Annotated in this window: 21 protein-coding genes and 1 tRNA gene; 8 read left to right on the top strand and 14 right to left on the bottom strand. The window is 71.0% G+C overall.

The window, feature by feature from the left end; all coding sequences use genetic code 11:
* The first annotated feature begins 114 nt into the window (after nucleotides 1–114).
* Nucleotides 115–846: a vWA domain-containing protein gene (locus tag LG395_RS10525; protein WP_225809192.1), complete on the top strand. Its 732-nt coding sequence runs from the start codon at nucleotides 115–117 to the stop codon at nucleotides 844–846.
* Nucleotides 847–934: 88 nt separating this feature from the next.
* On the opposite strand, the gene LG395_RS10520 is transcribed toward LG395_RS10525, so the two are convergent.
* Nucleotides 935–1,414, bottom strand: coding sequence for a MarR family winged helix-turn-helix transcriptional regulator (locus tag LG395_RS10520; RefSeq protein WP_171157283.1), 480 nt, complete (start codon nucleotides 1,412–1,414; stop codon nucleotides 935–937).
* 113 nt (nucleotides 1,415–1,527) lie between these two features.
* On the opposite strand from LG395_RS10520, the gene LG395_RS10515 reads away from it, so the two are divergent.
* Entirely contained in the window at nucleotides 1,528–2,967 is a 1,440-nt protein-coding gene (locus LG395_RS10515) for an MFS transporter (RefSeq protein ID WP_225809191.1), read from the top strand.
* Between the two features lie 59 nt (nucleotides 2,968–3,026).
* On the opposite strand, the gene LG395_RS10510 is transcribed toward LG395_RS10515, so the two are convergent.
* Nucleotides 3,027–3,908: a hypothetical protein gene (locus LG395_RS10510; RefSeq protein ID WP_171157287.1), complete on the bottom strand. Its 882-nt coding sequence runs from the start codon at nucleotides 3,906–3,908 to the stop codon at nucleotides 3,027–3,029.
* 645 nt (nucleotides 3,909–4,553) lie between these two features.
* On the opposite strand from LG395_RS10510, the gene LG395_RS10505 reads away from it, so the two are divergent.
* The 4 genes from LG395_RS10505 to LG395_RS10490 all read left to right on the top strand — a co-directional run bounded on the left by LG395_RS10505 (nucleotide 4,554) and on the right by LG395_RS10490 (nucleotide 10,860).
* A complete protein-coding gene (locus tag LG395_RS10505) occupies nucleotides 4,554–4,904 on the top strand; it encodes a chorismate mutase (protein WP_171157288.1) in 351 nt (116 codons plus the stop codon).
* Between the two features lie 128 nt (nucleotides 4,905–5,032).
* On the top strand, nucleotides 5,033–7,525 hold the full coding sequence (gene pepN, locus LG395_RS10500) for an aminopeptidase N (RefSeq protein WP_225809190.1): 2,493 nt from the start codon (nucleotides 5,033–5,035) through the stop codon (nucleotides 7,523–7,525).
* Between the two features lie 543 nt (nucleotides 7,526–8,068).
* Complete coding sequence (locus LG395_RS10495) at nucleotides 8,069–9,451, top strand: pyridoxal phosphate-dependent decarboxylase family protein (RefSeq protein ID WP_225809189.1); 1,383 nt, start codon at nucleotides 8,069–8,071, stop codon at nucleotides 9,449–9,451.
* Entirely contained in the window at nucleotides 9,448–10,860 is a 1,413-nt protein-coding gene (locus tag LG395_RS10490) for a lysine N(6)-hydroxylase/L-ornithine N(5)-oxygenase family protein (RefSeq protein ID WP_225809188.1), read from the top strand. The genes LG395_RS10495 and LG395_RS10490 overlap by 4 nt, the downstream gene beginning before the upstream one ends.
* A gap of 23 nt (nucleotides 10,861–10,883) precedes the next feature.
* Here the strand turns inward: LG395_RS10490 and LG395_RS10485 are convergent, their stop codons facing one another.
* Nucleotides 10,884–12,689, bottom strand: coding sequence for a bifunctional metallophosphatase/5'-nucleotidase (locus LG395_RS10485; protein WP_225809187.1), 1,806 nt, complete (start codon nucleotides 12,687–12,689; stop codon nucleotides 10,884–10,886).
* Between the two features lie 217 nt (nucleotides 12,690–12,906).
* On the opposite strand from LG395_RS10485, the gene pyk reads away from it, so the two are divergent.
* On the top strand, nucleotides 12,907–14,343 hold the full coding sequence (gene pyk, locus LG395_RS10480; RefSeq protein WP_171157293.1) for a pyruvate kinase: 1,437 nt from the start codon (nucleotides 12,907–12,909) through the stop codon (nucleotides 14,341–14,343).
* Between the two features lie 29 nt (nucleotides 14,344–14,372).
* Here pyk and LG395_RS10475 read toward each other — a convergent pair whose 3' ends face one another.
* Nucleotides 14,373–15,146, bottom strand: coding sequence for a transcriptional regulator (locus tag LG395_RS10475; RefSeq protein WP_225809186.1), 774 nt, complete (start codon nucleotides 15,144–15,146; stop codon nucleotides 14,373–14,375).
* Nucleotides 15,147–15,251: 105 nt separating this feature from the next.
* Nucleotides 15,252–15,326, bottom strand: a tRNA-Leu gene (locus LG395_RS10470).
* Nucleotides 15,327–15,425: 99 nt separating this feature from the next.
* On the opposite strand from LG395_RS10470, the gene LG395_RS10465 reads away from it, so the two are divergent.
* The gene (locus LG395_RS10465) at nucleotides 15,426–16,082 is read left to right on the top strand and encodes an ANTAR domain-containing response regulator (protein ID WP_171157295.1); all 657 of its coding nucleotides are present in this window, start codon (nucleotides 15,426–15,428) and stop codon (nucleotides 16,080–16,082) included.
* 68 nt (nucleotides 16,083–16,150) lie between these two features.
* Here the strand turns inward: LG395_RS10465 and LG395_RS10460 are convergent, their stop codons facing one another.
* From LG395_RS10460 to LG395_RS10420, 9 genes are all read right to left on the bottom strand, one after another.
* Nucleotides 16,151–16,867 (bottom strand): ABC transporter ATP-binding protein, encoded by a 717-nt coding sequence (locus tag LG395_RS10460; protein WP_014672089.1) that lies wholly within the window; start codon nucleotides 16,865–16,867, stop codon nucleotides 16,151–16,153.
* Nucleotides 16,864–17,808, bottom strand: coding sequence for an ABC transporter ATP-binding protein (locus LG395_RS10455; protein WP_225809185.1), 945 nt, complete (start codon nucleotides 17,806–17,808; stop codon nucleotides 16,864–16,866). The genes LG395_RS10460 and LG395_RS10455 overlap by 4 nt, the downstream gene beginning before the upstream one ends.
* 5 nt (nucleotides 17,809–17,813) lie before the next feature.
* On the bottom strand, nucleotides 17,814–19,640 hold the full coding sequence (locus tag LG395_RS10450; RefSeq protein WP_225809184.1) for a branched-chain amino acid ABC transporter permease: 1,827 nt from the start codon (nucleotides 19,638–19,640) through the stop codon (nucleotides 17,814–17,816).
* Between the two features lie 5 nt (nucleotides 19,641–19,645).
* Nucleotides 19,646–20,575, bottom strand: a complete 930-nt coding sequence (locus LG395_RS10445; RefSeq protein WP_225809183.1) for a branched-chain amino acid ABC transporter permease — start codon at nucleotides 20,573–20,575, stop codon at nucleotides 19,646–19,648.
* Nucleotides 20,576–20,686: 111 nt separating this feature from the next.
* Nucleotides 20,687–21,919 carry a branched-chain amino acid ABC transporter substrate-binding protein gene (locus LG395_RS10440; RefSeq protein WP_225809182.1) on the bottom strand — a complete coding sequence of 411 codons (1,233 nt, stop codon included), beginning with the start codon at nucleotides 21,917–21,919 and terminating at the stop codon, nucleotides 20,687–20,689.
* A 291-nt stretch (nucleotides 21,920–22,210) separates the two neighbouring features.
* Nucleotides 22,211–22,846, bottom strand: coding sequence for a Tat pathway signal sequence domain protein (locus LG395_RS10435; protein ID WP_225809181.1), 636 nt, complete (start codon nucleotides 22,844–22,846; stop codon nucleotides 22,211–22,213).
* Entirely contained in the window at nucleotides 22,843–23,265 is a 423-nt protein-coding gene (locus tag LG395_RS10430; RefSeq protein ID WP_171157301.1) for a hypothetical protein, read from the bottom strand. The genes LG395_RS10435 and LG395_RS10430 overlap by 4 nt, the downstream gene beginning before the upstream one ends.
* A 65-nt stretch (nucleotides 23,266–23,330) precedes the next feature.
* Nucleotides 23,331–23,822, bottom strand: a complete 492-nt coding sequence (locus tag LG395_RS10425) for a hotdog fold thioesterase (RefSeq protein ID WP_225809180.1) — start codon at nucleotides 23,820–23,822, stop codon at nucleotides 23,331–23,333.
* Nucleotides 23,823–23,868: 46 nt separating this feature from the next.
* Nucleotides 23,869–26,181, bottom strand: a complete 2,313-nt coding sequence (locus LG395_RS10420; protein ID WP_225809179.1) for an FdhF/YdeP family oxidoreductase — start codon at nucleotides 26,179–26,181, stop codon at nucleotides 23,869–23,871.
* Between the last annotated feature and the right edge of the window lie 165 nt (nucleotides 26,182–26,346).

The following is a 26,346-nucleotide window of genomic DNA, read 5'->3' as shown; positions in this document are numbered from 1 at the left end:
TACGGAACATGAACGGCGCCTGCCCGCCTGTCCCCGACCGGACGACTGGGCAGGCGTCGTCGCATGTTCGCCGTACGGGTACGCTCGGGCGCCGGAACCGCCGAGGGGGGGATCATGGCCGCGATCAGTCTGCGCAAGGTGGAGGAGACCGCGCCCGCGCTGGTCGGCGCCTACCGGTCGGCGGGGGTGTCGCTGCGCAAGCACGGCCTGGACGGGCTGCGGGCCGCCGTCTACCTCGTCGTCGACCACTCGGGCTCGATGCGGCCGTACTACCAGGACGGCAGCGTGCAGGCGCTCGCCGACCGGGTGCTGGGCCTGTCCGCGCAGCTGGACGACGACGGCCGCGTGCCCGTCGTGTTCTTCTCCACGGACGTCGACGCGGTCACCGACATCACCCTCTCCGGACACGGGGGCCGGATCGAGCGGATCGTGGCCGGGCTCGGCCACATGGGCAAGACCAGCTACCACCTGGCGATGGACGCCGTCATCGACCACTACCTGGACAGCGGCGCCACCGCCCCCGCCCTCGTCGTCTTCCAGACCGACGGCGGCCCGATCAGCAGGCCCGCCGCCGAACGCTACCTCTGCAAGGCCGCGCGGCTCCCGCTGTTCTGGCAGTTCGTCGGGTTCGGCGACCCGGACAGCCGGCAGTTCGACTTCCTGCGCAAGCTGGACGAACTGGCGGTGCCCGGCAAACGGATCGTGGACAACGCCGGCTTCTTCCACGCGGGCCAGGACCCGCGCCGGGTCTCCGACGCCGAACTGTACGACCGTCTCGTCGGCGAGTTCCCGAGGTGGCTGGCGGCCGCACGCGCGACGGGCGTCGTACGGCCCGACGGGGTGTAGGGCGTAGGTTCCGCGCTTTCCTCCCGCCGGGCGCACGGCAAGCGCGGCCGAGTGGTGCGGTGTCCGCCGGGCCGGCCCGGGTGGCGGCTCAGGAGCCGAGCCGCGCTGCCGCCTCCCGCTGCCGCTCCGCCATCACCGTCAGGAAGCGCACCACCGTCTCCAGTTCCCCGGTGCTGAACTCCTCGCACGCCGCCACGATGTCGCGCGCCCAGTCCTCGAAGAAGACGGCGAGTTCGCCGATCTTCTCCTGGTCCAGTTCGACCAGCACCCGGCGCTTGTCCGTCGGGTGGGCGACCCGCCGGGCGAACCCCTTGCTCTCCAGGCGGTCGACGAGGCCGGTGACGGAGGCGGGGGCGAGGCCGGTCAGCCGGGCCAGGTCCTTCGCGGTGAGCGGGCCGTGCCGCTCCAGCAGGTCGAGGGTCTTCTCCTCCGTGGCGTTCAGGCCCTGCTTCGCCGCGACCGCCGAATGGAACATCACGGTGACGCCGCTGTGGACGCGGCCCACCTCCATCAGCCGCCGGAGCGTCTCGTCCCGCTTCCGGTCCCGCTTGTCGTCTCCCTCGGTCATGGACTCAGGCTAGCAAAAAGTTCGTTCGGGCGAACTAAGTACTTGCGGAGCGGACGTGTCGGTGGAACTATTTCGTTCGGTCGAACGAAATAAATCGAGCGAGGGGGCCACCCATGTCCACGACCGCCACCGCACACCCGCCGGCCACGACGCAACCCCATCCCCGCCGCTGGGCCGCCGCCGTCGTGATGATGATCGCGGCCCTGATGGACCTGCTGGACGGCACGATCGTCAACGTCGCCGTCCCGTCCATCAGCCGCGACCTGCACGCCTCCGCGAGCGACCTGCAATGGGTCGTCTCCGCCTACCTGCTGGGCTTCGCCGCCGCCCTGATCGTCTCCGGCCACCTCGGCGACCGCGTCGGCCGCCGCCCCCTCTTCCTCGCCGGAACGGCGGGCTTCGGGCTGGCCAGCCTGGCCTGCGGCATCGCCCAGTCACCGGGACAGCTCATCGCCGCCCGGGCGGTCCAGGGCGTCCTGGCCGCCGTGCTCGTGCCACAGGTGATCGGCTCGTTCCGCACCCTGTTCCACGGCAAGGAGCGCGGGGCCGCCTTCGGGATGTACGGCGCCGTCGCCGGCTTCGCCTCGGCGGTCGGGCTGCTGCTCGGCGGAGTGCTCACCGACGCCGATCTGTTCGGCTGGGGCTGGCGCTCGGTGTTCCTGGTCAACGTCCCGGTCGCGGTGGCGACCTGCGTGGGCGGGCTGATCCTGGTGCCGGCCACGCGTGAACGGTCGGCGGGCCGGCCGGACGCCCTCGGCAGTGTGGTGCTGGCCTGCGGACTGGTCGCCATCGTGCTGCCGCTGGTGCAGGGCCGGGAGGACGGCTGGCCGCTGTGGGGCTGGCTCTGCCTCGCGGCGGGCGCGGTGACCGTGGCCGGTCTCGGCGTGTACGAGGCCCGGCGGCACCGGCCGGGCACGGTACCCCTGCTGCCCGCGCGCGCGTTCGCGCTCCCCGCGTTCTCGGTGGGCGTGCTCGTCCAGCTGCTCTTCTCCCTCGGCATGCAGGGCTTCTTCCTGGTCTTCGCGGTCTGGCTGCAGGGCGGCGAGGGCTACACCCCGCTCCAGGCCGGGGTGGTCACCGTCGCCTTCTCGGCCGGCGGGTTCCTGACCGCGCCCGTCGCGGACGGGCTGGCCGTGAAGTACGGGCGGCTGGTGCTCGGCGCCGGGGCGCTGCTGATGGCCGGCGGGTTCGGCTGGGTGTGGGCCGCGATCGACGACGCGCCGGCGGTGCACGCGGGCGCGTGGCCACTGGTCCCGGGACTGCTGCTCGCCGGCGCCGGAGTGGGTTTCCTGGTGGTGCCGCTGGTGAACGTGGTGCTGTCGGCCGTGCCGGGGGAACTGGCCGGGGGAGCGTCCGGGATCTTCTCCACCGCTCAGCAGTTCGGGGGCGCGCTGGGGGCGGCCGTGATCGGCACGGTGTTCTTCGGGGCCGCGGGGGAAGGGCTCCGCGGTGCGCTCACCGGCGCGATGCCGTGGGTCGTGGGGGCGTTCGTGGTGTGCGGGGCGCTGTGCGCGGCGCTCCCGCGGCGGGCGGTGCCGGAGCACGAGGGCTGACACCGCGCCCCGGCCGGGACGGGACCCTGTACCCCCCTTCGTCACACGCTCGGCGGCGGCTACGTGTCGCACTCCAGCACCGTCCGGCACAACCCGCACCGCGCCCGTACCCGCCCCCGCACCGGAACCCTGATCCGCTGGTGGCAGGTCGGGCACGGGAAGGTCACCCCGAGACGGCCGCCGCTGTCGGGAGTGAAGGCGTACGGGGCGGCCGGCGGGGCGCCGGAGGCGTGCCGGCGGTCGTGGGCGTAACGGCGGCGGCCCGCCCACCCGGCCCCCGTCAGCGGCGGCTGCTGCTCGTCCTGGCGGGCCCGGGCCATCCCCTTGACGTAGGCGGTGTAGGCCTGCGGACTGGTGAACCACACCGAGGGGTCCTCCTGGAACAGCAGGGCCCGCTTGGCCAGGACGTAACCGAACTCCTCCGGGGTGAGATAACCGAGTTTCTGCGACGAGACCCCGTCCTCCCGGTAGGCGTCCAGCAGCAGCCAGCCCGCGCCCAGATAGGCCGTCGCCGTGTCCGTGAGGATCTCGTTCTCCGCCGTGCCGGGGAAGGCGAGACCGAGGCGGTGCAGGTACACGTGCGCCACCTCGTGGGCGAGCGCGGCACCGATGTCCCTGCGGTGGGTACGGAACCGGTCGTTCAGCTCGACGAAGTACTCGGGACCCGCCGCGAGTTCGACGTTCGCCGCGTGCGTCATCTCCCGGAAGCCGACGATCAGCCGCGCGTCCGGCAGCCGGAAGTGCCGCACGATCTCCCGCGCCACGCGCTGCGCGCCCAGATGCAGGTCGTCGGTGTCGCAGAAGGCCACGTCGGCCGGGGCCACACTGGCCGAGAACGTCTCGATGGTGTCGCGGGACAGGCGCCGGTACAGCGCGGTGATGGCGGCCCGCACCGTCTCCAGGTGCGGGTAGCCGTGCTGGACCGGACCGCCGTTCGCCACCTCGGCACCCCCTGAAGCCGGAACCCCCTACCACTGTAGGCGGGACGGCGGCACGGGAAGCGTGCCGCCGGACGGCCGCCCCCCGGCCGCCACGCGGATGGCGGGCGGGGAGCGCCCCGTGAGCGTGCGGCACGCGGCGGCCCGGTGGGCGACCGGCGCGCGGACGGCAGCCGGGAAGGGACACCGCCCGTGGTCGGCAGCCGGGAAGGGGCACCGCTCGTGGCCGGCCGGGCAGCACGCCCCAAGCGTCCCGGCGAGTGCCCGGCCACCGGGTCGGCGGCAGGGCAAGGGCCCTCTCACGTACGCCCGCCGGCAGGCGGGAGCGGCACCCACCCGGTGCCGCCGCACCGGCTCCCGCCGCACCGGCTCCTGCCGCACCGGCTCCTGCCGCACCGGCTCCTGCCGCACCGGCTCCTGCCGCACCGGCTCCTGCCGCACCGGCTCCCGCCGCGGGCCCGGTCCGGACGGTGCGCCGCGGACCGGTTCCGGCGGCCAGACCTCGTTCTCGCCCTCCCACGGCACCGGCCCGCACCCGCACAGCGACCACCGCGGGCCCAGCACCCGGTGACGCCCCGGGAAGGCCGGTGATCCACTCCCCGGACACCCCATGGGGCCCGGCCCCCGAAACGCATAAGGTGAACCCCCATGACCACCAGCAACACCGGCACCGGTGCCGACGACCCCCAGGTCCGCCAGGAACTGGAGCGGCTGCGCGACAGCATCGACAACATCGACGCGGCCGTCGTCCACATGCTCGCCGAGCGCTTCAAGTGCACCCAGCAGGTCGGCCGGCTCAAGGCGCTGCACCAGCTGCCGCCCGCCGACCCGGCCCGCGAGGCCCGGCAGATCGAACGGTTGCGCCGCCTCGCCGAGAACGCCAAGCTCGACCCGGCCTTCGCCGAGAAGTTCCTGAACTTCATCATCGCCGAGGTGATCCGGCACCACGAACGCATCGCCGAGGACACCCACAACGGACAGCCGGCGCACGAGGACTGAACAGGACCCCGGCCGGGACACCCCGAGGGGTCCGACCGGGTGAGGGACCACGGGGGCGCGCAGGGGACAAAAGCCGTGTACCGATCCGCCCCTGTGCGCTGTCGGCCCCATCAGGCAGCATGGCCTGCATGTCCGTACTCACGCGCGACGAAGCGCAGCTCCGAGCACAGTTCCTCGACGTCCACCGGTACACCGTCGAACTCGACCTCACGACCGGTGACGAGACCTTCGCATCGCGTACCGCGATCCGCTTCACGGCGCGGTCCGACGGGGACACGTTCGTCGAACTGAAGCCCGCCGAGCTGCGCGGTGTCACGCTCGACGGACAGCCCCTCGACCCCGAGTCCCTCAGCGAGGACCGGCTGCCGCTGAAGAACCTCACCGCCGGCGAGCACGAACTGCGCGTCGACGCGGTCATGCGCTACTCCCGCACCGGCGAGGGCATGCACCGCTTCACCGACCCCAGCGACGGCGAGACCTACGTCTACACCCAGATGTTCCTGGACGACGTCCAGCGCGTCTTCGCCGCCTTCGACCAGCCCGACCTGAAGGCCGTCTTCGAGGTCTCCGTCAAGGCACCCGAAGGCTGGAGCGTCCTCGCCAACGGCGTCACCGAACACCGCGGCGACGGCCTCTGGCAGGCCGCGCCCACCCCCCTGATCTCCACCTACCTCGTCGCCGTCGCCGCCGGCCCCTGGCACTCCGTGCGCACCGAACACCGCGGACTGCCCTTCGGCATCCACTGCCGCCGCTCCCTCGCGCCCCACCTCGACACCGACGCCGACGAGATCCTCGACATCACCCGCGCCTGCTTCGACCGCTACCACGAGAAGTTCGAGGAGCCCTACCCCTTCGACTCCTACGACCAGGCGTTCGTCCCCGAGTTCAACGCCGGCGCCATGGAGAACCCGGGCCTGGTCACCTTCCGCGACGAATTCGTCTACCGCTCCGCCGTCACCGACACCGAGCGGCAGACCCGCGCCATGGTCATCGCCCACGAGATGGCCCACATGTGGTTCGGCGACCTCGTCACCCTCAAGTGGTGGGACGACATCTGGCTGAACGAGTCCTTCGCCGAGTACATGGGCTACCAGACCACCGCCGAGGCCACCCGCTTCACCGACCCCTGGACCGAGTTCGGCGTCACCCGCAAGTCCTGGGGCTACGACGCCGACCAGCGGCCCACCACCCACCCGGTCGCCCCCGAGAACGTCGACGACACGGCCTCCGCCCTGCTCAACTTCGACGGCATCTCCTACGCCAAGGGCGCCTCCGCACTGCGCCAGCTGGCCGCCTGGCTCGGCGAGAAGGACTTCCTCGCCGGCATCAACACCCACTTCACCCGGCACAGGTTCGGCAACGCCACCCTCGCCGACTTCATCGACTCCCTCGCCTCCGCCACCGACCGCGACGTGCACGCCTGGGCCGACAGCTGGCTGCGCACCACCGGCGTCGACACACTCACCCCGCGGATCGCCCCCACCGGCGGCACCTGCGCGCTGACCGCCGACCGCGCGGGCAGCCGCCCGCACCGCCTCAGCGCCGGCCTGTACGACCACGACGTCGCCGAGGAAGGCCGGCTCCAGCTGCGCGAGCGCATCGGCCTCGACGTCCCGCAGACCGCACCGCAGCCCATCGGCAAGCGCCCCGCACTCGTCCTCCTCAACGACGGCGACCTCACCTACGCCAAGATCCGCTTCGACACCGCCTCCTTCGACACCCTGCGCACCAGCCTGTCCGGCCTGCCCGACCCGCTCACCCGCGCGATCGTCTGGAACGCCCTCAGGGACGCCGTCCGCGACGGCGAACTCGCGCCCGCCGCCTACCTGGAGACGGCCCGCGCCCACCTGCCCCGCGAGACCGACCTGGCCGTCGCCGAGGGCGTCCTCGCCTTCGCCGCCGGTCAGCTCGCCGACCAGTACCTGACACTCCAGGACCGCCCGGCCGCCCTGGCCACCCTCACCTCGCTCTGCCGCGACCTGCTGCGGCGCACCGAGGACGGCGACCACCCCGGCCTGCGGCTGATCGCCGTACGGCACCTGATCGACGTCGCCGCCCACCCGGAGACCATCGCCGCCTGGCTCGCCGACGGCACCGTGCCCGGCGGACCGGAACTCGACCCCGAACTGCGCTGGCGCATCCTCGCCCGGCTCGCCGTGCTCGGCGCCACCGACGAGGACGCCATCGCCGCCGAGCTGGCCCGCGACCCGAGCGCCACCGGCCAGGAAGGCGCCGCCCGCTGCCGCGCCGCCCTGCCCGACCCGGAGGCCAAACGCGCCGCCTGGGAGGCGATGTTCGCGAGCGACGACCTGTCCAACTACCTCTTCACGGCCACCGCCCAGGGCTTCTGGCAACCCGAACAGGCCGAACTGGTACGGGAGTACGTGCCGCGCTTCTACACGGACGCCGTCGCCGTCGCCGCCCGCCGCGGCCCCGCCATCGCCGTCGCCGCCGGCCGCTGGTGCTTCCCGGCCCACGCCGTCGACGCGGACAACGTCCGCCTCGGCGAGGCCTGTCTGCGCGAGGCCGACCTCACCCCGGCCCTGCGCCGCACCCTCGCCGACCGCCTGGACGACCTGTCCCGCGCCCTGAAGGTACGCGGCGAGCACCGGGCGGAGTAGCAGCCGGCCGGCCCAGGCCGGCGCGGCTGCGACGACCCGCGACCGGCCGGTCCCCGCCCGCGACGCGGTGGACCGGCCGCCGCCGCCTCCCCCCCCGCACGCGGGCGGAGACCGGCGAAGCCCGCAGAGGCGGCGCGGCGTCCGCGGTGGCCGGCCCGGCCGGCCGCCCGAGCCGGCCGACGTGGCGCGCCCCACCCCACCGCCCCCGGCCGGCCGCCCGTGGCGCCACCGCGGCGCCCTCCTTCAGGGAGCCGTTCCCTTGCGGCGGCCCGGAGTTGGCGCCGCCCGTGCCGCCGCACCGGAACCCCGGCCCCCACCCCGCCCGAGAGCACCCGACCACGCCGCCGGCCACCGGGCGCGGATCCGGGGGAGCCCGGCCCGCCAACCCCTCGCAGGGGCACGGCAGTACACACTTTCGGGTTCCGTTCGCCCGGCTTCCGGGACACAGGGCCCCCTTCCGGTACAAGCTGGAACTCCACCCACACGCCGGAAGCCCCGGGCCCTGGACGCCCGCCGGACGTTCCCCTGCCCGGAGGAGAGCCCATGAGCGCAGGAGAGCCCACGAGCCTGCCGCCCCTCGCCTCCGGCCCCACCGGCCCCGCCGCCCTGAGGCCCCTCCTCGACACCGTGCTCGACGCACTCGCCGCCGGCCACGACGAACGCGGCGGACCACTGCCCGCCGGCGGACCCGACGCCGTCGCCACCCGCGTCGCCGACGCCCTCGGCGACGTCCTGCCCGACACCGGCGACCCGGACGCCCTGCGCACCCTCGTGCACGCGCTCGCCGCGGGCTCCGCCGACCCCGCCGACCCGCTGTGCACGGCCCACCTGCACTGCCCACCGCTCGCCGTGGCCACCGCCGCCGACCTCGCCGCCAGCGCCCTCAACCCCTCCCTGGACTCCTGGGACCAGGCCCCGGCCGCCTCCGCCCTCGAGGCCGTCGTCACCCGCACCCTCGCCCGCACGGCCGGGCTCGCCGACGCCCTCGTCACCACCGGCGGCACCGAGTCCAACCAGCTCGCCCTGCTGCTCGCCCGCGAAGCACACGGCGGCGTACGCCTCGTGTGCGGCACCAACGCCCACCACTCGCTGCCCCGCGCCGCCTGGCTGCTCGGCCTGCCCGACCCCGTCGTCGTCCCCGCACCGCGCGGCACCCTCGACCCGGCCGCCCTGCACGAAGCCCTCACCGCGCTCCCCGGCCCCCTGCTCGTCGCCGCGACCGCAGGCACCACCGACGCCGGCCTCATCGACCCGCTGCCCGAGATCGCCGGCCTGTGCACCGCCCACGGCGCCCGGCTGCACATCGACGCCGCCTACGGCGGCGGCCTGCTCTTCAGCGACCGGCACCGCGACAGACTCGCCGGACTCGAAGCCGCCCACACCGTCACCCTCGACCTGCACAAACTCGGCTGGCAACCCGTCGCCGCCGGACTCCTCGCCGTCGCCCGCCCCCACGAACTCACCGCACTCCACCAGCGCGCCGACTACCTCAACGCCGACGACGACACCGACGCCGGACTCCCCGACCTGCTCGGCCGCTCCCCGCGCACCAGCCGCCGCCCCGACATCCTGAAGATCGCCGTCACCCTGAAGGCACTGGGCCGCAGCGGACTCGGCGCCCTGACCGACCAGGTCTGCGCCCGGGCCCGCGAGTTCGCCACACTGATCCGCGAACACCCCGGCTTCGAACTCTACGACCGCCCCGTCATCAGCACCGTCCTGTTCCGCCCCGCCGAGGCCGACGACGACACCGTGGCCACCGTACGCCGACGCCTGCTCCACGAGGGCCGGGCCGTCCTCGGCCGCGCCCGGCTCGACGGCCGGCTCTGGCTCAAGGCCACCGTCCTCAACCCCCACACCCGGCCGGACGACCTCACCCACCTGCTCAAACTCGTCGAACTCGCCGAAAGAAGCCTCCCCGGATGACCCACCCCCCACGCCCCGAAGCCGCCTCCCCACGCGACCTGGTCGGCGTCGGCATCGGCCCCAGCAACCTCTCCCTCGCCGCGCTCGCCCAGCCGCTCGCCGAACTCGACGCCGTCTTCTACGAACAGCGCCCCGACTTCCACTGGCACCCCGGCCTGCTCGTCGACGGCGCCACCGTCCAAGTCCCCTTCCTCGCCGACCTGGTCACCCTCGCCGACCCCACCAGCCCCTGGAGCTTCCTCAACTACCTCAGGACGCGCGAACGGCTCTTCCCCTTCTACTTCTCCGAGCACCTGCACATCCAGCGCGCCGAGTACGACGCCTACGGCCGCTGGGTCGCCGGGCAACTGCCCGGACTGCGCTTCCGTCACCAGGTCGACGGCGTCCGCTGGAACCCCGAACAGGACGCGTTCGAAGTCGACTTCACCCAGCTCGGCACCGACGGCGAGGCCGAGGCCCTCGGCCGCACCTACGCCCGCAACGTCGTCCTCGGCATCGGCACCGCCCCCTACGTGCCCGACCCCCTCAGGCCCCTGGTGGACGCGCCCGGCGTGCCCGTCGTCCACGCCGCCGACTACCTCGAACACCGCGACCGCATCCTCGCCGCCGGACACGTCACCGTCGTCGGCTCCGGACAGTCCGGCGCCGAGGTCTTCCTGGACCTGCTCCGGCACCGCCCCGCCGGCCAGGAGAAACTGCACTGGATCGGCCGTACCGAGGCGTTCGCGCCCATGGAGTACTCCAAGCTCGGCCTGGAACACTTCACACCCGACTACACGCGCTACTTCCACGCCCTCGCCGAACCCGTCCGCGACCGGCTGGTCGCCGCCCAGTGGCAGCTGTACAAGGGCGTCGACGCCGGCACCCTCGCCGCCATCCACGACGAGCTGTACCGACGCACCCTGCACGGCGGCTGGCCCGACGCCGTCCTCACCCCCGGCGTCCGCGTCCGCACCGCCGGCCGGATGGCCACCAGCAAGATCGAGCTGCACCTGGAGCACCTCCAGCAGGACAGCCGCTCCCGGCTCACCACCGACGCCGTCGTCCTCGCCACCGGCTACCGCGAACGCCCCCTCGACCGCATCCTCGCCGGACTCGACCCCTACATCCGCCGCGACAGCGGCGAGCGCCCGCGCATCGACGAGGAGTACCGCCTCGTGCTGGACCCCTCGGTCACCGGCTCGGTCTACGTCCAGAACGCCGAACTGCACACCCACGGCGTCGGCACCCCCGACCTCGGCCTCGCCGCCTGGCGCAGCGCCACCATCCTCAACGCGCTCACCGGGAAGGAGCCGTACCCGCTGCCCACCCGGACCGCCTTCACCTCCTTCGGACTTCAGGAGCCGGCGGCCCGGGTACCGCAGGGCAGGCAACCGCAGCGGCTGACCCCGCTCGTCGAGGGCAGGTGAACGCCGCCCCGGAAGGGTGACCCTTAGAACACCGGCTTGCCGTCGCGCACCAGCTTCCAGTCCACCGACGCGAAGTCCTTCGGGTCCAGGACACCCTTCGCGGTCACCCACTCGGCGATCCGGGTGCGGATCTCCGTCGACTCCGACCACAGCTCCTTGGCGGTGGCCACGTGCGGGAAGGCACCGCCGCCGTTGGCCCGGTAGTTGTTCACGGCCAGCACGAACTGCTGGGCGTCGTCCAGCGCGGCCCCGCCGAACGTCAGGTTCCTGATCCGCGACCCGGCCGGCTGGGCGATGTCGATGTCGTACGACAGACCCGAGACGTAGTCGTAGTTGTAGTCCGGGCGGCCACCGGCGTTGGTCAGCTTCTCCACGTCCACCGTGGCGTCGGCGGCCGTCCGGACGTAGTACTCCGCCGAGTACTCCAGGTAGGCGCGGACCTGGGCACCCGTCAGCAACTTGGCGACCAGCGTGTTGTCGTACACGTACAGGCTCGACAGGTCCCGGATGGTGACGTCACCGGCCGGGATCTGCGAGGTCCGGGAGAACGGCGACGCCTGGGCGATCACCGGCAGCGAGGCGTACGCGGTACCCGCGAGCGCGGCCTTGACCACGTCCTCCTGGACCTTGGTGATCAGGTCGATGATCGGGGCGTCCTTGTAACGGGCCTCCACGGTCGTCAGGGTCTCGGTCGCCCGGCCCACGACCTGGTTGACGTACGCCACCACCTTCTCGTGCTCGTCCATGAGCAGCTTCGTGATCTTCGGGTCGTCGGCGACCGTGTTGGAGTTGCGCAGCGACGCGGAGACCGACTCGACCTCCCAGCGGCCCTTGCTGAACACCAGCTCGATGTCGAAGAGGGTCAGCCGCTCGGCGAAGCACAGCGGCTCGGACAGCACGACCGTCTTCCCGGTCTGCTCGTTGACGACCTTCAGCTCCGGGATCTCCAGGTGCGCGTGCCCCACCAGGATCGCGTCGATGCCCGGCACCTGCTTGGCCACATTGGCCGCCGCGTCCTCCACGTACGGCACCTGGTCGCCGTACGACGACGTGCCCGAGGTGCCCGAGTGCGCCGAGACGACGACCACGTCGGCACCCATCGACCTCAGCTTCGGCACCCACTTGGCCGCCTGCTCCTCCAGGCCCGGGAACGCGAGCTTGCCCTGGACGTACGCCTTGTCCCAGATCGCGATGCCCGGGTTGGTCAGGCCGAGGACGGCGACCTTCACCGGCTTGGCGCCCGGCACGTGGAAGGTCTTCATGAAGTACGGCGGGAAGGCGGGCCTCAGCGTCTTCGCGTCCACCGCGTTGGCACCGAGCAGCGGGAAGTCGAGCTGGTCCTCGAACTTCCGCAGCGTCTCGATGCCGTAGTTGAACTCGTGGTTGCCGAGCGCCGCCGCGTCGTACCCGATCGCGTTCATCGCCTGCGCCATCGGGTGCACCGGGCCGCCCTTGGCGGTGATCGGGTCCACCTTGGCGTAGTAGTAGGTGAGCGGGGTGCCCTGGATCGTGTCACCGGCGTCGAGGAGCAGCGTGTTGCAGCGCCCCTTCTCCTTGCGCACCTGCTCGACCAGGGTGGAGATCCGGGCCAGGCCCATCGCGTTGCCCGCCTTGTCGGCGTACTCGGCGTCCTTGAAGTAGTCCCAGTTGAAGACGTGCCCGTGCAGGTCGGTGGTGCCCATGACGGTCAGGGAGTACCGCTTCACGGGATGACCGGGCTTCCCGGTCTCCGCCGCCTCGGCCGCCGGAGCCGCCGCCGCGCCGGCGATCGCCACTCCCGCTCCGGTCGCGGCGGACTTCTTCAGGAACTTCCGGCGGTTCAACGGCATGTCTCGGTCTCCTTGGCGGTGGAACGACAACGCGCGTAGATTCTGACCTGGGCATGACTTACGGCAACAGGTCCGGGAGGTTGCGATCTGGTGACCATCGCTCATAGGAGCGAACCGCCGCACAATTCAACACTTGTCAATAACCCTTTGCCGAAAGTCCGTTGAGTCGTCATACGGCGCCAATTCCCTACCCGCCGGTAAGCCATAGGCTCGACCCATGCGCCGAGCAAAGATCGTTTGCACACTGGGGCCCGCCACCGACTCGTACGACCAGATCAAGGCACTGGTCGAGGCCGGAATGGACGTCGCCCGGTTCAACCTCAGCCACGGCACCCACGCCGAACACGAGGAGCGCTACCAGCGCGTGCGAAAGGCGGCCGACGAGACCGGCCGCAGCGTCGGGATCCTCGCCGACCTTCAGGGCCCGAAGATCCGGCTCGGCCGCTTCAGCGAAGGACCCGTACTCCTTGAACGCGACGACACCTTCACCATCACCGTGGAGGAAGGCGTCGACGGCGACCGCCACCGCTGCGGCACCACCCACGCCGGCCTCGCCGCCGACGTCACCCCCGGCGAGCGCATCCTCGTGGACGACGGCAAGGTCTCCCTGGAGGTCACCGGCGTCGACGGCCCCCGCGTACACACCCGCGTGGTCGAGGGCGGCGTCGTCTCCGACCACAAGGGCCTGAACCTCCCCGGAGTGGCCGTCTCCGTCCCCGCCCTCTCCAAGAAGGACGAGGACGACCTGCGCTGGGCGCTGCGCACCGGCTTCGACGTCATCGCCCTCTCCTTCGTCCGCAACGGCGACGACGTCCTGGACGTGCACCGGATCATGGCCGACGAGGGCCGCCGCCTCCCCGTGATCGCCAAGATCGAGAAGCCGCAGGCCGTGGCCGACCTCGAAGGCATCGTGGCCGCCTTCGACGGGCTGATGGTCGCACGCGGAGACCTCGGCGTGGAGATGCCGCTCGAACAGGTGCCGATCGTCCAGAAGCGCGCCGTCAAACTCGCCAAACGCAACGCCAAACCGGTGATCGTCGCCACCCAGATGCTCGACTCGATGATCGAGAACTCCCGGCCCACCCGCGCCGAGGCCTCCGACGTCGCCAACGCCGTCCTCGACGGCACGGACGCGGTCATGCTCTCCGGCGAGACCAGTGTCGGCGCATACCCGGTCGAGACCGTACGCACCATGGCGAAGATCGTCGAGGCGGCCGAGGAGGACATGCTGGCGGCGGGCCTGCCGCCGCTCACCGAGCGGAACAAACCGCGCACCCAGGGCGGCGCGGTCGCCCGCGCCGCCGCCGAGATGGGCGACTTCCTCGGCGCGAAGTTCCTGGTCGCGTTCACCCAGTCCGGCGACACCGCCCGCCGCCTCTCCCGCTACCGCTCCCCGATCCCGCTCCTCGCCTTCACCCCCGAGCCGGCCACCCGCTCCCAGCTCAGCCTCACCTGGGGGGCGGAGACCTTCCTCGGCCCGCACGTGGACTCCACCGACGCGATGGTCGACCAGGTGGACGAACTGCTCCTGAAGTACGGCCGCTGCCAGAAGGGCGACGTCGTGGTCATCACAGCCGGTTCCCCGCCCGGCGTCTCCGGCTCGACCAACATGGTCCGCGTCCACCACATCGGCGAGGACGACAGCCCGAAGTGACGACCGGGGCCCCCTCCTGGGGGCCCGGTTCAGTGCTTGGGGCCGACGTGGGTGTCCATGAGGGCTACGGAGGCCTTGCGGGCTATGGAGATGCTGAACGGGTCGCTGCCGCGGGCCAGGGTGGTCCACTCGGCGCCGACCAGGTCCAAGGCGTCCGTGAAAAGCTTCCGGATGTCGTCCGACTTGTTGCTGAAGAAGTAGCGCGGATACTCGTACCGCTTGCGCTCGCCGCCGACGAGCCGGGTCGTCCAGTTGGTGATGCGGCAGCCGTCGGAATGGATGAGGCCCCGGATGAACTCCCAGGGGTGGCCGTCGACGATGGCTTGTTGCCAGGGTTCGAGGACGATGGGCCGTTCGTGTTTCTTGCCGGGGCCGTGCTGGGGGAAGAGGCAGGGCCAGTGCTTGCTGGTGCTGGTGACCGCTGCACAGCCTCGTTTCCGCACACGGAAGACGCTGTTGTCCGGGCGCACGGCGCGGAGTGCCGCCTCGCACGCGTCGATGATGCCTGGCCATGCATTGTCCAGCACCACGCGCATGGTGTAGACGCCTCTGCGGTGGGCGTTGATGCAGCCGTCGCCGAGGTAGAGGCCGAGGAGGTAGGCATAGGCAGCCGGGTCCTCGGGTGGATCGGGGACCTCCCGGCAGCGCGGACAGGGCTTGCCCACGCGTTCGGCCGGCTCGATGCGCGTCTGCCAGGAGCGGATCGCGTATCGGGATATCCCCGTCTCCCGGCTGACGGAGCTGAGGCTTCGCCCTTGCGCTGCCAGCGCCACCGCTCGCTCGCCCGTGCTGATGTCGTACATGCTCACACGGTGCGTGAGCGATCAGCACGACACGCGACAAAAAGCGGATGTTCACGAGAATGAGAGCATCCGCTTCATTGGCTGACCTTGGAATCCAAGGAAAGGTGCCCCGGGTCGGACTCGAACCGACACTGTATGGGTTTTGAATCCATTGCCTGCTGCCAATTGGGCTACCGGGGCCCGCGGAATCAAAGGTTTCCCTCGACCCTCCGCGCGTCCACCATACCGTAGCTAGGTAGGCTCTTGTCAGCAGCACCCTGCCCTGAACGAGGAGCCCCCGTGACCCCCGAGTCGCCCCAGCCCGTAGACGTGCCCGACGACGACAAGTCGCACGTGCCTCCGCTGACGACCCGTGTCGTCATCGCCGAGGACGAGGCCCTGATCCGGCTCGATCTCAAGGAGATGCTGGAGGAGGAGGGGTACACCGTCGTCGGCGAGGCCGGGGACGGGGAGCAGGCCGTCGAGCTGGCCCGCGAGCACAAGCCGGACCTGGTCATCCTGGACGTGAAGATGCCCAAGCTGGACGGCATCTCCGCGGCCGAGAAGATCGCCGGCGAGTCCATCGCGCCGGTCCTGATGCTCACCGCCTTCTCGCAGCGCGACCTCGTCGAGCGTGCCCGGGACGCCGGTGCCATGGCCTACCTGGTCAAGCCGTTCAGCAAGAGCGACGTCGTCCCCGCGATCGAGATGGCCGTCTCCCGGTTCACCGAGCTGAAGCAGCTGGAGAAGGAGGTCGCCGACCTCACCCAGCGGCTGGAGACCCGCAAGCTGGTGGACCGCGCGAAGTCGATCCTGCAGACGGAGTACGGGCTGACCGAGCCGGCCGCGTTCCGCTGGATCCAGAAGACGTCCATGGACCGCCGTATGTCGATGCAGCAGGTCGCGGAGGCGGTCATCGTGGACAGCGAGGAGAAGAAGGCGTCCAAGAAGGACTGAGCCCGTCTCGTACGGCGAAGGCCCGCGCCCCGGAGAAGGGGGCGCGGGCCTTTGCCGTGTCCAGGAGGTCAGTCCTCGCCGAGGTAGGCCTTCCGGACGGACTCGTCGTGCAGGAGGTCCTGTCCCGTGCCGGACAGGACGATGTTGCCGACCTCCATGACGTGTCCCTGGTCGGCGAGGGAGAGGGCGGCCTGGGCGTTCTGCTCGACGAGCAGGATGGTCGTGCCCTGGGCCTTCAGTTCGGCGATCGTCGCCATGATCTTCTGCATCATGATCGGCGACAGGCCCATGGACGGCTCGTCCAGCATCAGCAGCTTGGGCTGGGACATCAGTGCCCTGCCCATGGCGAGCATCTGCTGTTCACCGCCGGAGAGGGTGCCGGCGGCCTGCTTGCGCCGTTCCCCGAGGATGGGGAAGAGGTCGTAGGCGCGCTGGATGTCCTTCTCGATGCCGGGTTTGTCGTTGCGCAGGAAGGCGCCGAGGCGGAGGTTGTCCTCGATGCTCATGCGGGGGAAGATGTGCCGGCCCTCGGGGGAGTGGGCGAGGCCCAGGGAGACCACCTGGTGGGCGGGGATCTTCTTCAGTGATCTGCCGTTGAACCTGATCTGTCCGCCGACCGGCTTGAGCAGGCCGGACAGGGTGCGCAGGGTGGTGGTCTTGCCGGCGCCGTTGGTGCCGATGAGGGTGACGACCTGACCGGCTTCGACCTTGAAGGAGATGCCCTTGACGGCTTCGATCTTGCCGTAGGCGACCCGGAGGTCCTCGACTTCGAGCAGTGCGGTCATCGGTCGTTCTCCTTGCCGGGCGCGGCGTCGGTCGTGGTGTCGGCGCGTGCGCCGGTGGCCTCGTCCGTGGTCCCGGCGTGTGCTTCGGCGGCTTCGACCTCGGCCACTTCGTCGGCGCCGGGCGCGTCTTCGAAGGGTTCGCCGAGGTAGGCCGCGACGACGCGTTCGTCGCCCTGGACGGTGGCGCTGTCGCCTTCGACGAGCTTCTCGCCCTGGACGAGGACGGCGACGCGGTCGCAGAGGTTGAAGATGAAGCGCATGTCGTGCTCGATGACGAGGACGGCGATGCCCATGTCGCGGATGGCGAAGACGAGTTCCTCGGTGGCCCGGGTCTCCTGCGGGTTCATGCCGGCGGTGGGTTCGTCGAGGAGGAGGAGGCCGGGTTCGCTGGCGAGGGCGCGGGCGATCTCGAGTTTGCGCTGTTCGCCGTAGGGGAGGTTGCGGGCGAGGTGTTCGGCCTTGTGGTCGAGGCCGACGAACCGGAGCAGTTCCATGGCCCGGTCCTTGGAGGCTTTTTCGGCCCTGTGGAAGCCGGGGCCGCGCAGTACGGCGGACCAGAAGCCTTCTTTGGTGCGGGTGTGCCGGCCGACGAGCACGTTCTCCAGGACCGTCATGTTGGCGAACAGGCGGATGTTCTGGAAGGTGCGTGCGATGCCGGCCGCGGTGACCTTGAAGGATTTGGGCGGCAGGACGTTGCCTTTGTAGCGGACTTCGCCCTCGGTGGGGACGTACAGGCCGGTGAGGCAGTTGAAGAAGGTGGTTTTACCCGCGCCGTTGGGGCCGATGAGGCCGACGATCTCGCCGGCGCCGACGGTGAGGTCGACGCCGCGTACGGCGGTGAGGCCGCCGAAGCGCATGGTGACGCCGCGGGCGTCGAGGACGGTCTCGCCGGGCGTGGGGGCGCCGGGGGTGGTGTCCTTGGTGGTGGTGTCGGTGGTCATGGTGGTCAGGCCCCCGCCTTCGTCAGGAGGGTGGGTGCTTCCGCCTCTTCGTGGAATTCGAGCTGGCGGCGCCGGTTGGGGATGAGGCCCTCGGGGCGGAACCGCATCAGCAGCATGAGTACCAGGCCGAAGGCGAAGAGCTGGTAGTTGCCGAGGAACTGGAGCTTGTTCGGAATGAGGAAGAGCAGGGCGGCGCCGATGAGGGGGCCGCTGATGGTGCCCATGCCGCCGAGGACGACCGCGGCGAGCAGGAAGGCGGAGTTGGGCGGGATGGGGCCGGCGAACAGGTACTGCTCGGGGGTCACGGTGTAGGTGACGTGGGCCTGGACGGTGCCGGCGAGTCCGGCGAGGGAGGCGCCGACGGCAAAGGCGACGAGTTTGACGCGGAAGCCGTTGATGCCCATGGCGAGCGCGGCGGTCTCGTCCTCGCGGATGGCGACCCAGGCGCGTCCGATGCGGGAGTTGCTGCTGCGGCGGAAGACCAGCACCACGACGGCGGTGACGATCAGCATCAGGAAGAAGTAGTTGGCGAACCGGCCGATGGTGAAGCCGCCCACGTCGTGCGGGGCGCCGAAGTCGAAGCCGAGGACGTCGAGGTTGGGGATCGAGGAGACGCCGTTGGAGCCGTTGGTGAGGTCGGGCCCGGAGGTGCCGTCGAGGTTGTTCGCGGTGATGCGGAAGATCTCGCCGAAGCCGAGGGTGACGATGGCGAGGTAGTCGCCGCGCAGCCGGAGGGTCGGGGCGCCGATGAGCACGCCGAAGACGAGGGAGGCGGCGGCGCCGACGAGTGCGGCGGCCCAGAAGGGGAAGTGCACGTCGAAGGGGGAGCTGGGGGAGCCGGAGACCAGGGCCGCGGCGTAGGCGCCGACGCCGAGGAAGGCGACGTATCCGAGGTCGAGGAGGCCGGCGAGGCCGACGACGATGTTCAGGCCGAGGGCGACTGTGGCGAAGATGAGGATGTAGACGCCGATGGTCGCGTACTGGTCGTTGGTCTGGGTGAAGGGGAACAGTGCCGCCGCGACGAAGGCGCCGCAGATGGTGATGCTGGTGTGTCGGGAGGCGATCTGTGAGGCGTGGGCGATGAGGCCGGCCTTGTTCAGGGTGGCGAAGCCGAGGCCCGTCGTGATCAGGAAGCCGATGAACAGCTCGTCGTACTCGGTCCCGATGCCGTAGGTGAAGACGACGAGGCCGAGGGCGAGCATCGCGACGATGATCAGGATCTCGGCGTACGACGGCAGGGTGGCGACGGGGCGGGGGGAGCCGGCGGCGAAGACCGCCTTGGTGGTCTCCCACTTGTACGTGGCGCCGTGCTTGAACTTCTCCCAGCCGGTGTCGTCGGGGTCGATCGGGTCGGGCTCGGGGCGCTGGAAGGGCAGGGCGAGGGCGCCGGCCAGGGCGGCCAAGCTGCTGACGGCGACGAGAAAGCCGCCGGGTTCCAGGTTGACGAGTCCGCCGAGCTCGGTGCTGATGGCGAGGACTGTGTACCAGCTGGTGGCGAAGGTGGCGAGGGTGGCGAACCGCAGGGCCGCGTCGGCGCCGGCGGGGACCAGCCATGCCAGGCCGCGGATGCCGTAGGAGGCGAGTGCGAAGAGGGTGGCGAGGAGCGCGCCGATGAGGACGAGGACCTGGAGGCCGCCCGGGTAGCCGTAGACGGTGAGGTCGCCGGGGAAGTCGGCGGTCCAGGTCCAGGCGAGGAAGGTGGAGACGATCGTCAGCGCGCTGCCGCCGAGGGCGAGGGCGCGGGCGGCCTTCTCGGGCAGGGGCAGCAGGCCGGTGGGGGCGTCCGCCTTGCGGGCGCCGGGAGTGTCGGGTGCGGTGGTCTGTGTGGTCATCGGTCTCACGCCCTGTCCGCGACGCGCTCGCCGAGCAGGCCCTGTGGCCTGAACAGCAGTACGAGGATGAGGAGTACGAACGCCCAGAGGTCGGCCCAGGACTGGCTGCCGAACTTGTCCATGCCCGGGATGTCGGCGATGTAGGCGGTGGCCAGGGTCTCGGCCACGCCGAGGACCACGCCGCCGATCATGGCGCCGTAGATGTTGCCGATGCCGCCGAGGACGGCCGCGGTGAACGCCTTCAGACCGAGGATGACGCCCATCCGGAAGTTGATCTCGCCGTACTTCAGGCCGTAGGCGACGGCTCCGACGGCGGCGAACGCCGCGCCGAGCGCGAAGGCGATCATGATGATGCGGTCGGTGTTGACGCCCATCAGCTTGGCGGTGTCCGGGTCCTGCGCGGTGGCCTGCATGCCGCGGCCGGTGCGGGTCTTCAGTACGAACCAGGCGAGGACGGCCATGCTGATCGGGGCCGCGCAGACGAGGAAGATGTCGCCGGTCTGGATGGTGACGCTGCCGATCTCGAAGGGGCCGCCGGAGATCTGCGGGAAGGTGCGCGCGGACTTCGCCTCGGGGTACCAGGCCCATACGGCCTGCTGGAGTGCCAGCGAGAGGCCGATGGCCGTGATCAGGGGCGCGAGACGCGGGGCGTTGCGGAGTGGCCGGTAGGCGAATCGTTCCGCTCCGACGGCGATGGCGACCGCGACGACGACGGCACCGATGATCATCAGCGGCAGAGCGATCCACATGGTGGTGCCGCCGGGGAGCCAGAGCCAGACGGTGAGAGCGCCGAACGCTCCCGTCATGAATATCTCGCCGTGGGCGAAGTTGATGAGCTGGACAATGCCGTAGACCATTGTGTAGCCGATGGCGACCAGCCCGTACATGGATCCTAGTAGCAGGCCGTTGACCAGCTGCTGCGGCAGTTCGTTCACCGCATGTCCTCCGAGCGTTCGGAAAGTGCGAGGGATGTGGCCGGATGCGAGTCCGCGCGGGGCGCCAGTGGAACAGCGCCCCGCGCGGCTCGTGGGGGGTTCGGGCGGGGATCAGCCGGTGTAGGTACCGGACTTGACGGGAACCCAGGCACCGTTCTTCACGGCGTACACGGTGAGCTGCTTGTTGGTGGCGTCACCGTACTCGTCGAAGGAGACCTTGCCGGTCACGCCGTCGAAGGCCACGCCCTGCATGGCCTCGGTGACCTTGGCGCGGGCGTCGGAGGGCAGCTTGCCGCCGTTGGCGTCGACGACCTTCTTCACGGCCTCGATGATCGCCCAGGCGGAGTCGTAGGCGTAACCGCCGTACGCCGAGTACTCCTCCTTGTAGCCGGCGGCCTTGTAGTCGGCGACGAACTGCTTGGCGGAGGGCAGGTCCTCGACCGGGGCGCCGACGGAGGTGGCGAGGTCGCCGGTGGCCTCGGAGCCCGCCAGCTTCATGAAGGTGTCGTCCTTGATGCCGTCACCGCCGACCAGCGGGATCTTGGCGCCGGCGGCCTTGATCTGCTTGCTGAGCGGGCCGGCCTGCGGGTACTCGCCGCCGTAGTAGACGACTTCGGCGCCGGAGTTCTTCACCTTGGTGGCGACCGCGGAGAAGTCCTTGGCGTCGGGGTTGATGTGCTCGGTGCCGACGACCTTGCCGCCGAGCTTCTTGAACTCCGAGGTGAAGGTGGCGGCCAGGCCGGAGCCGTAGGTCTTCTTGTCGTCGATGACGAAGACCTTCTTCTTCTTGGCGGTGTTGAAGACGTACTGGGCGGCGAACGGGCCCTGGATGGCGTCCGTGGTCGCGGTGCGGAAGTACGCCTTGTAGGGGCGGACCTTCTTGTTCTGCCAGTCCGGGCCCTGGGTCAGCGCCGGGCCGGTGTTGGCCGGGGAGACCTGGACCAGCTTGGCGTCGTCGAAGACCTTCTGCATCGACTCGGCGACCGAGGAGTTGAGCGGGCCGACGACACCGAGGACGTCCTGCTCGGAGACGAACTTCGAGGCGTTCTGCTGGCCGGCGGACGGCTGCGCCTGGTCGTCGAGGGATTCGATCTTGAAGGTGACGCCCTTGACGAGCTTCTGCTTGTTGGCGTTGCGGACGGCGAGGTCCGCGGAGTTCTTGATGCCGAGGCCCATGGCGGACAGGTCGCCGGTCAGGGGGGCGTCGACGCCGATGACGACGGTGCCGCCGCCGTTGTCGGAGTCGGATCCCTTGTCGCCGCTGTCGCGCGAGCCGCAGGCGGTGAGGGTGAGCGCTCCCGCCGCCAGCGCGGCGGTGATGGCGATAAGCGAACGTTGACGCACGATCAGTCCTTTCCCCAGGCACAACCGCCTCCCCGTGGAAGCGGCCGAGTCGCGCGCCGCGCTGAATTTGGACAATCCGAAGGCGCGGTGACTGGCCGTGACTCTAAGCGTGTGTGGGGAACGTGGAGGAGTGTCTGACCGAGGCTGTGACGCTCTTGTTATGACACGACGTAATGCAGAGCGGTACCTGGTGGGGTGGAAGGTGGAATTCAGGTGGATTCGCACCGTCCGCATTCTGAGAACCCGCAGGACCCGCCTTGATCCATCCAGGTGTCTCAGCCGTTTTGGTGATTACCCAACTTTGTTGCTGCAGGCTACTTGCAGGGCGCGTGAGAGCTCCTGTGCGTAACGGGGGCCCAGGATGAAGCTCTGTACCTGTATTGCGCGCGTATTACGCAGAGTTACGTCCAGGAAAGGGAGTCCGGCGTTCTTGGGGGCTTTTTCGCATTCCGTCACGTGCATCGTGATCGTGATCTTGCGGGCGGAACCCGACTTCGTTCGAAACGGAGCAGATGGCTCCGTATCCAGGGACAGCCCTGCGTACGGCTGGGTCACCCGGGTCACGGTGACCGGCGGCCCCGAGGCCACGCTCAGCAGCACGGCGAAGCTGAAGCTGCGCGGCGGGGCGCCCGCGGGAGTGGCCTGGCCGTCCAGGTAGGTCATGTCCACCACCTGGGCGGGGTAAGGGAGTTGCGTGGGCGTGCGGTCCTCGCGCGGGGGCGGCCGGTGCGGCCTGGTGGCGTACAGGTAGCCGCCGCCCGCGAGGGCGACGGCCGCGATGGCGAGGGCGATGGCGATCCGTCGCCGGCGGGCGTACCAGGCGGTCAGGGCCGCGCGTGCCCGGCCGGGCGGACGGGGGTCGCGCGGCCGCCCGCCGTCCCGCGCGTGCGTGCCCTCGCCGGGCTCCGGCGGGCCGATGCCGCTCACGTCCAGGGGCCTCCGCTCGGGGTCCCGTGGCGGTAGCGCGCGGTGCACGCCGCCCGCGCCTGACGGTCCATCAACCGCTGCGCGGTGATCGTGCCTTGACGCTGCCGCGCGGAGCGTCCCGCCGCCACGACGTCCATGAGGATCTGGTACTGCCCGTGGGACAGGCCCATCGACTGGTAGTCGCCGTAGGTGTCGTCGGCGAGCATCCTGCGGGCCCAGTAGGTGACGAGCCTGGCGCACAGCTCGGCGTCCGAGGCCGGCCGTGCCGTGGGTGAGCCCGTGGCCGTGACCGTGGTGCGGGTGGGGGAGGGAGCGGAGCCGTCCGGTCCGGTGCAGCCCGTCGGGCACAGCAGCGCCGGCAACGCCAGCCCGAGCGCCAGGAACTCCACCCCCCGCCGGGGGCCTCCTCGCCGTCCCATGTGCCGAAGTTAGAGGGAGGGAGGGCGAGGGGCAACGGTCCGGATCAGACCGGAAAAGACCCGGCTCAGCTCGCGGCGGGTTCCGCGGGCGCCCCGTCGCCCGGACGGACGTCGCGCAGCAGGCAGGTCAGCCGGGCGGTGCAGACGCGTCGGTCCTCCTCGTCGCTGATCACGATCTCGTACGTCGCCGTCGACCGCCCCCGGTGCACCGGCGTGGCGACGCCCGTCACCAGGCCCGAGCGGACCCCCCGGTGGTGCGTGCAGTTCAGGTCCACCCCGACCGCGATCTTCGAGGCGCCGCCGTGCAACATGGAGCCGACCGAGCCCAACGTCTCCGCCAGCACCGCGGACGCGCCGCCGTGCAGCAGCCCGTACGGCTGGGTGTTGCCCTCCACCGGCATCGTCCCGACGACCTTGTCCGCCGAGGCCTCCAGGATCTGCACGCCCATCCGCGTGCCGAGATGCCCGGCCGAGAACAGGGCGGGCAGGTCCACACCGAGCGCCGTGTACTCGTCGAGGACCTCCTGCGGGAACTTCACGTGCTGCTGCTCACCCATGGGCCGGCTCCGTCCGTCGTCCGCCTTCTGCTCGCTGAGCAAACGCTCAGTCGGTCGCCGATTGTTCCAGACGGCTCCCGTCGGTGCCGGTGTGGTCCTCCAGCCGTACGACGACGGACTTGCTGGCCGGGGTGTTGCTGGTGTCGGCGGTGGCGTCCAACGGCACCAGCACGTTCGTCTCGGGGTAGTACGCGGCCGCGCACCCCCGGGCCGTCGGATACAGCACGACCCGGAAACCGGGTGCCCGCCGCTCCACGCCGTCCCGCCACTCGCTCACCAGATCGACGTACGACCCCTCGGCGACCCCGAGCGACCGGGCGTCCTCGGGGTGCACCAGCACCACCCGGCGTCCGCCCGTGATGCCCCGGTAGCGGTCGTCCAGGCCGTAGATCGTGGTGTTGTACTGGTCGTGCGAACGCAGGGTCTGCAGCAGCAGCCGGCCCTCGGGCAGCGCGGGATACTCCACCGGCGCCGCCGTGAAGTTCGCCTTGCCCGTGGCGGTCGGGAAGCGCCGCTCGTCGCGCGGGGCGTGCGGCAGCGCGAAGCCGCCGGGCCGGGACACGCGCGCGTTGAAGTCCCCGAAACCGGGGATCACGCGTGCGATGCGGTCACGGACGGTCGCGTAGTCCTTGGCGAACTCCTCCCACGGCACGACGCTGCGCTCGCCGAGCACCCGGCGCGCGAGACCGCAGACGATGGCCGGCTCGGAGCGCAGGTGCGGGCTCGCGGGCCGCAGCCGCCCGCGCGAGGCGTGCACCATGCCCATGGAGTCCTCCACCGTCACGAACTGCTCGCCGCCGTCCTGCACGTCGCGTTCGGTCCGGCCCAGCGTGGGCAGGATCAGCGCCCGCGCGCCCGTGACCACGTGCGAGCGGTTCAGCTTGGTCGACACGTGCACGGTCAGCCGCGCGCGGCGCATCGCGGCCTCGGTGACCTCCGTGTCGGGCGAGGCGGAGACGAAGTTGCCGCCCATGGCGAAGAAGACCTTCGCCTCGCCGTCGCGCAGCGCGCGGATGGCCCGTACGACGTCGAAGCCGTGCCCGCGCGGCGGAGCGAACCCGAACTCCTTCTCCAGGGCGTCCAGGAACGCCGGCGCGGGCCGTTCGAAGATGCCCATGGTGCGGTCGCCCTGCACGTTGCTGTGCCCGCGCACCGGGCACACGCCCGCCCCCGGGCGGCCGATGTCGCCGCGCAGCAGCAGGAAGTTGACCACCTCGCGGATGGTCGGGACGGAGTGCTTGTGCTGGGTGAGGCCCATCGCCCAGCAGACGATGGTCCGCCGCGAGGCGAGGACCATGCCGAGGGCCCGCTCGATCTCCGCGCGCGTGAGGCCGGTCGCGGTCAGCGTCTCCTCCCAGTCGGCGGCACGCGCGGCCTCGGCGAACTCCTCGAAGCCGTGGGTGTGCTCGCGGACGAACTCCTCGTCGACCGCGCCCTCGGTCTCCAGGATCAGCTTGTTGAGCAGCCGGAAGAGGGCCTGGTCACCGCCGATGCGGATCTGCAGGAACAGGTCGGTGAGGGCGGCACCCCTGAGGAGGCCCTGCGGGGTCTGGGGGTTCTTGAAGCGCTCCAGGCCCGCCTCGGGCAGCGGGTTGACGCTGATGACCTTCGCGCCGTTGGCCTTCGCCTTCTCCAGCGCGGACAGCATCCGCGGGTGGTTCGTGCCCGGGTTCTGGCCCGCGACGATGATCAGGTCGGCCTTGTACAGGTCCTCCAGCAGGACGCTGCCCTTGCCGATCCCGATGGTCTCGCTGAGCGCCGACCCGGACGACTCGTGGCACATGTTCGAGCAGTCCGGCAGGTTGTTCGTGCCCAGCTCACGAGCGAAGAGCTGGTACAGGAACGCGGCCTCGTTGCTGGTGCGGCCCGAGGTGTAGAAGACGGCCTCGTCCGGGGAACCGAGGGCGGCGATCTCCTCGGCCACGATGTCGAAGGCCCGCTCCCAGGAGACGGGCTCGTAGTGCGTGCCGCCCTCGGGGAGGTACATGGGGTGCGTGAGCCTGCCCTGCTGGCCCAGCCAGTAGCCGCTGCGGCCGGACAGGTCCGCCACGGAGTGCGAGGCGAAGAACTCGGGCGTGACCCGGCGCAGGGTGGCCTCCTCGGCCACCGCCTTGGCGCCGTTCTCGCAGAACTCCGCCGTGTGCCGGTGGTCCGGCTCCGGCCAGGCGCAGCCCGGGCAGTCGAAGCCGTCCTTCTGGTTCACGCGCAGCAGCGTCAGCGCGGTGCGCTTCACGCCCATCTGCTGCTGGGCGATGCGCAGCGTGTGCCCGATGGCCGGCAACCCCGCCGCCGCGTGCCGGGGCTCCGCGACCTGCGGCGCGTCCTGGACCGGATCACCCTTGGGCGGCTTCGTCGCCATCGCACGCTCCCCTTCGACTGCGCGTGACAAGTACGCCGACGATCCTCCCACGGCCCACTGACAACGCCGCCGGTCCGGCCGGAGGCGGGCGGCGGCATCGCTCGCGGGCGCCTACGGCGTTCCTCCGCGTCGGCCGAGGCGCGCCGGGTGCGCGGGCCCTGCCGC

The sequence above is a fragment of the Streptomyces spinosus genome, from assembly GCF_020400655.1.
GTDB lineage: Bacteria > Actinomycetota > Actinomycetes > Streptomycetales > Streptomycetaceae > Streptomyces > Streptomyces argyrophylli.
The sequence above is the reverse complement of the archived record's forward strand: the minus strand, read 5'-3'. Positions and strand labels throughout refer to the sequence as shown.

Coding starts and splice junctions, on each gene's coding strand:
- LG395_RS10525 (WP_225809192.1), top strand. CDS start 115: ATGGCCGCGATCAGTCTGCGCAAGGTGGAGGAGACCGCGCCCGCGCTG.
- LG395_RS10520 (WP_171157283.1), bottom strand. CDS start 1,414: ATGACCGAGGGAGACGACAAGCGGGACCGGAAGCGGGACGAGACGCTC.
- LG395_RS10515 (WP_225809191.1), top strand. CDS start 1,528: ATGTCCACGACCGCCACCGCACACCCGCCGGCCACGACGCAACCCCAT.
- LG395_RS10505 (WP_171157288.1), top strand. CDS start 4,554: ATGACCACCAGCAACACCGGCACCGGTGCCGACGACCCCCAGGTCCGC.
- pepN (WP_225809190.1), top strand. CDS start 5,033: ATGTCCGTACTCACGCGCGACGAAGCGCAGCTCCGAGCACAGTTCCTC.
- LG395_RS10495 (WP_225809189.1), top strand. CDS start 8,069: ATGAGCGCAGGAGAGCCCACGAGCCTGCCGCCCCTCGCCTCCGGCCCC.
- LG395_RS10490 (WP_225809188.1), top strand. CDS start 9,448: ATGACCCACCCCCCACGCCCCGAAGCCGCCTCCCCACGCGACCTGGTC.
- LG395_RS10485 (WP_225809187.1), bottom strand. CDS start 12,689: ATGCCGTTGAACCGCCGGAAGTTCCTGAAGAAGTCCGCCGCGACCGGA.
- pyk (WP_171157293.1), top strand. CDS start 12,907: ATGCGCCGAGCAAAGATCGTTTGCACACTGGGGCCCGCCACCGACTCG.
- LG395_RS10475 (WP_225809186.1), bottom strand. CDS start 15,146: ATGTACGACATCAGCACGGGCGAGCGAGCGGTGGCGCTGGCAGCGCAA.
- LG395_RS10460 (WP_014672089.1), bottom strand. CDS start 16,867: ATGACCGCACTGCTCGAAGTCGAGGACCTCCGGGTCGCCTACGGCAAG.
- LG395_RS10455 (WP_225809185.1), bottom strand. CDS start 17,808: ATGACCACCGACACCACCACCAAGGACACCACCCCCGGCGCCCCCACG.
- LG395_RS10450 (WP_225809184.1), bottom strand. CDS start 19,640: ATGACCACACAGACCACCGCACCCGACACTCCCGGCGCCCGCAAGGCG.
- LG395_RS10430 (WP_171157301.1), bottom strand. CDS start 23,265: ATGGGACGGCGAGGAGGCCCCCGGCGGGGGGTGGAGTTCCTGGCGCTC.
- LG395_RS10425 (WP_225809180.1), bottom strand. CDS start 23,822: ATGGGTGAGCAGCAGCACGTGAAGTTCCCGCAGGAGGTCCTCGACGAG.
- LG395_RS10420 (WP_225809179.1), bottom strand. CDS start 26,181: ATGGCGACGAAGCCGCCCAAGGGTGATCCGGTCCAGGACGCGCCGCAG.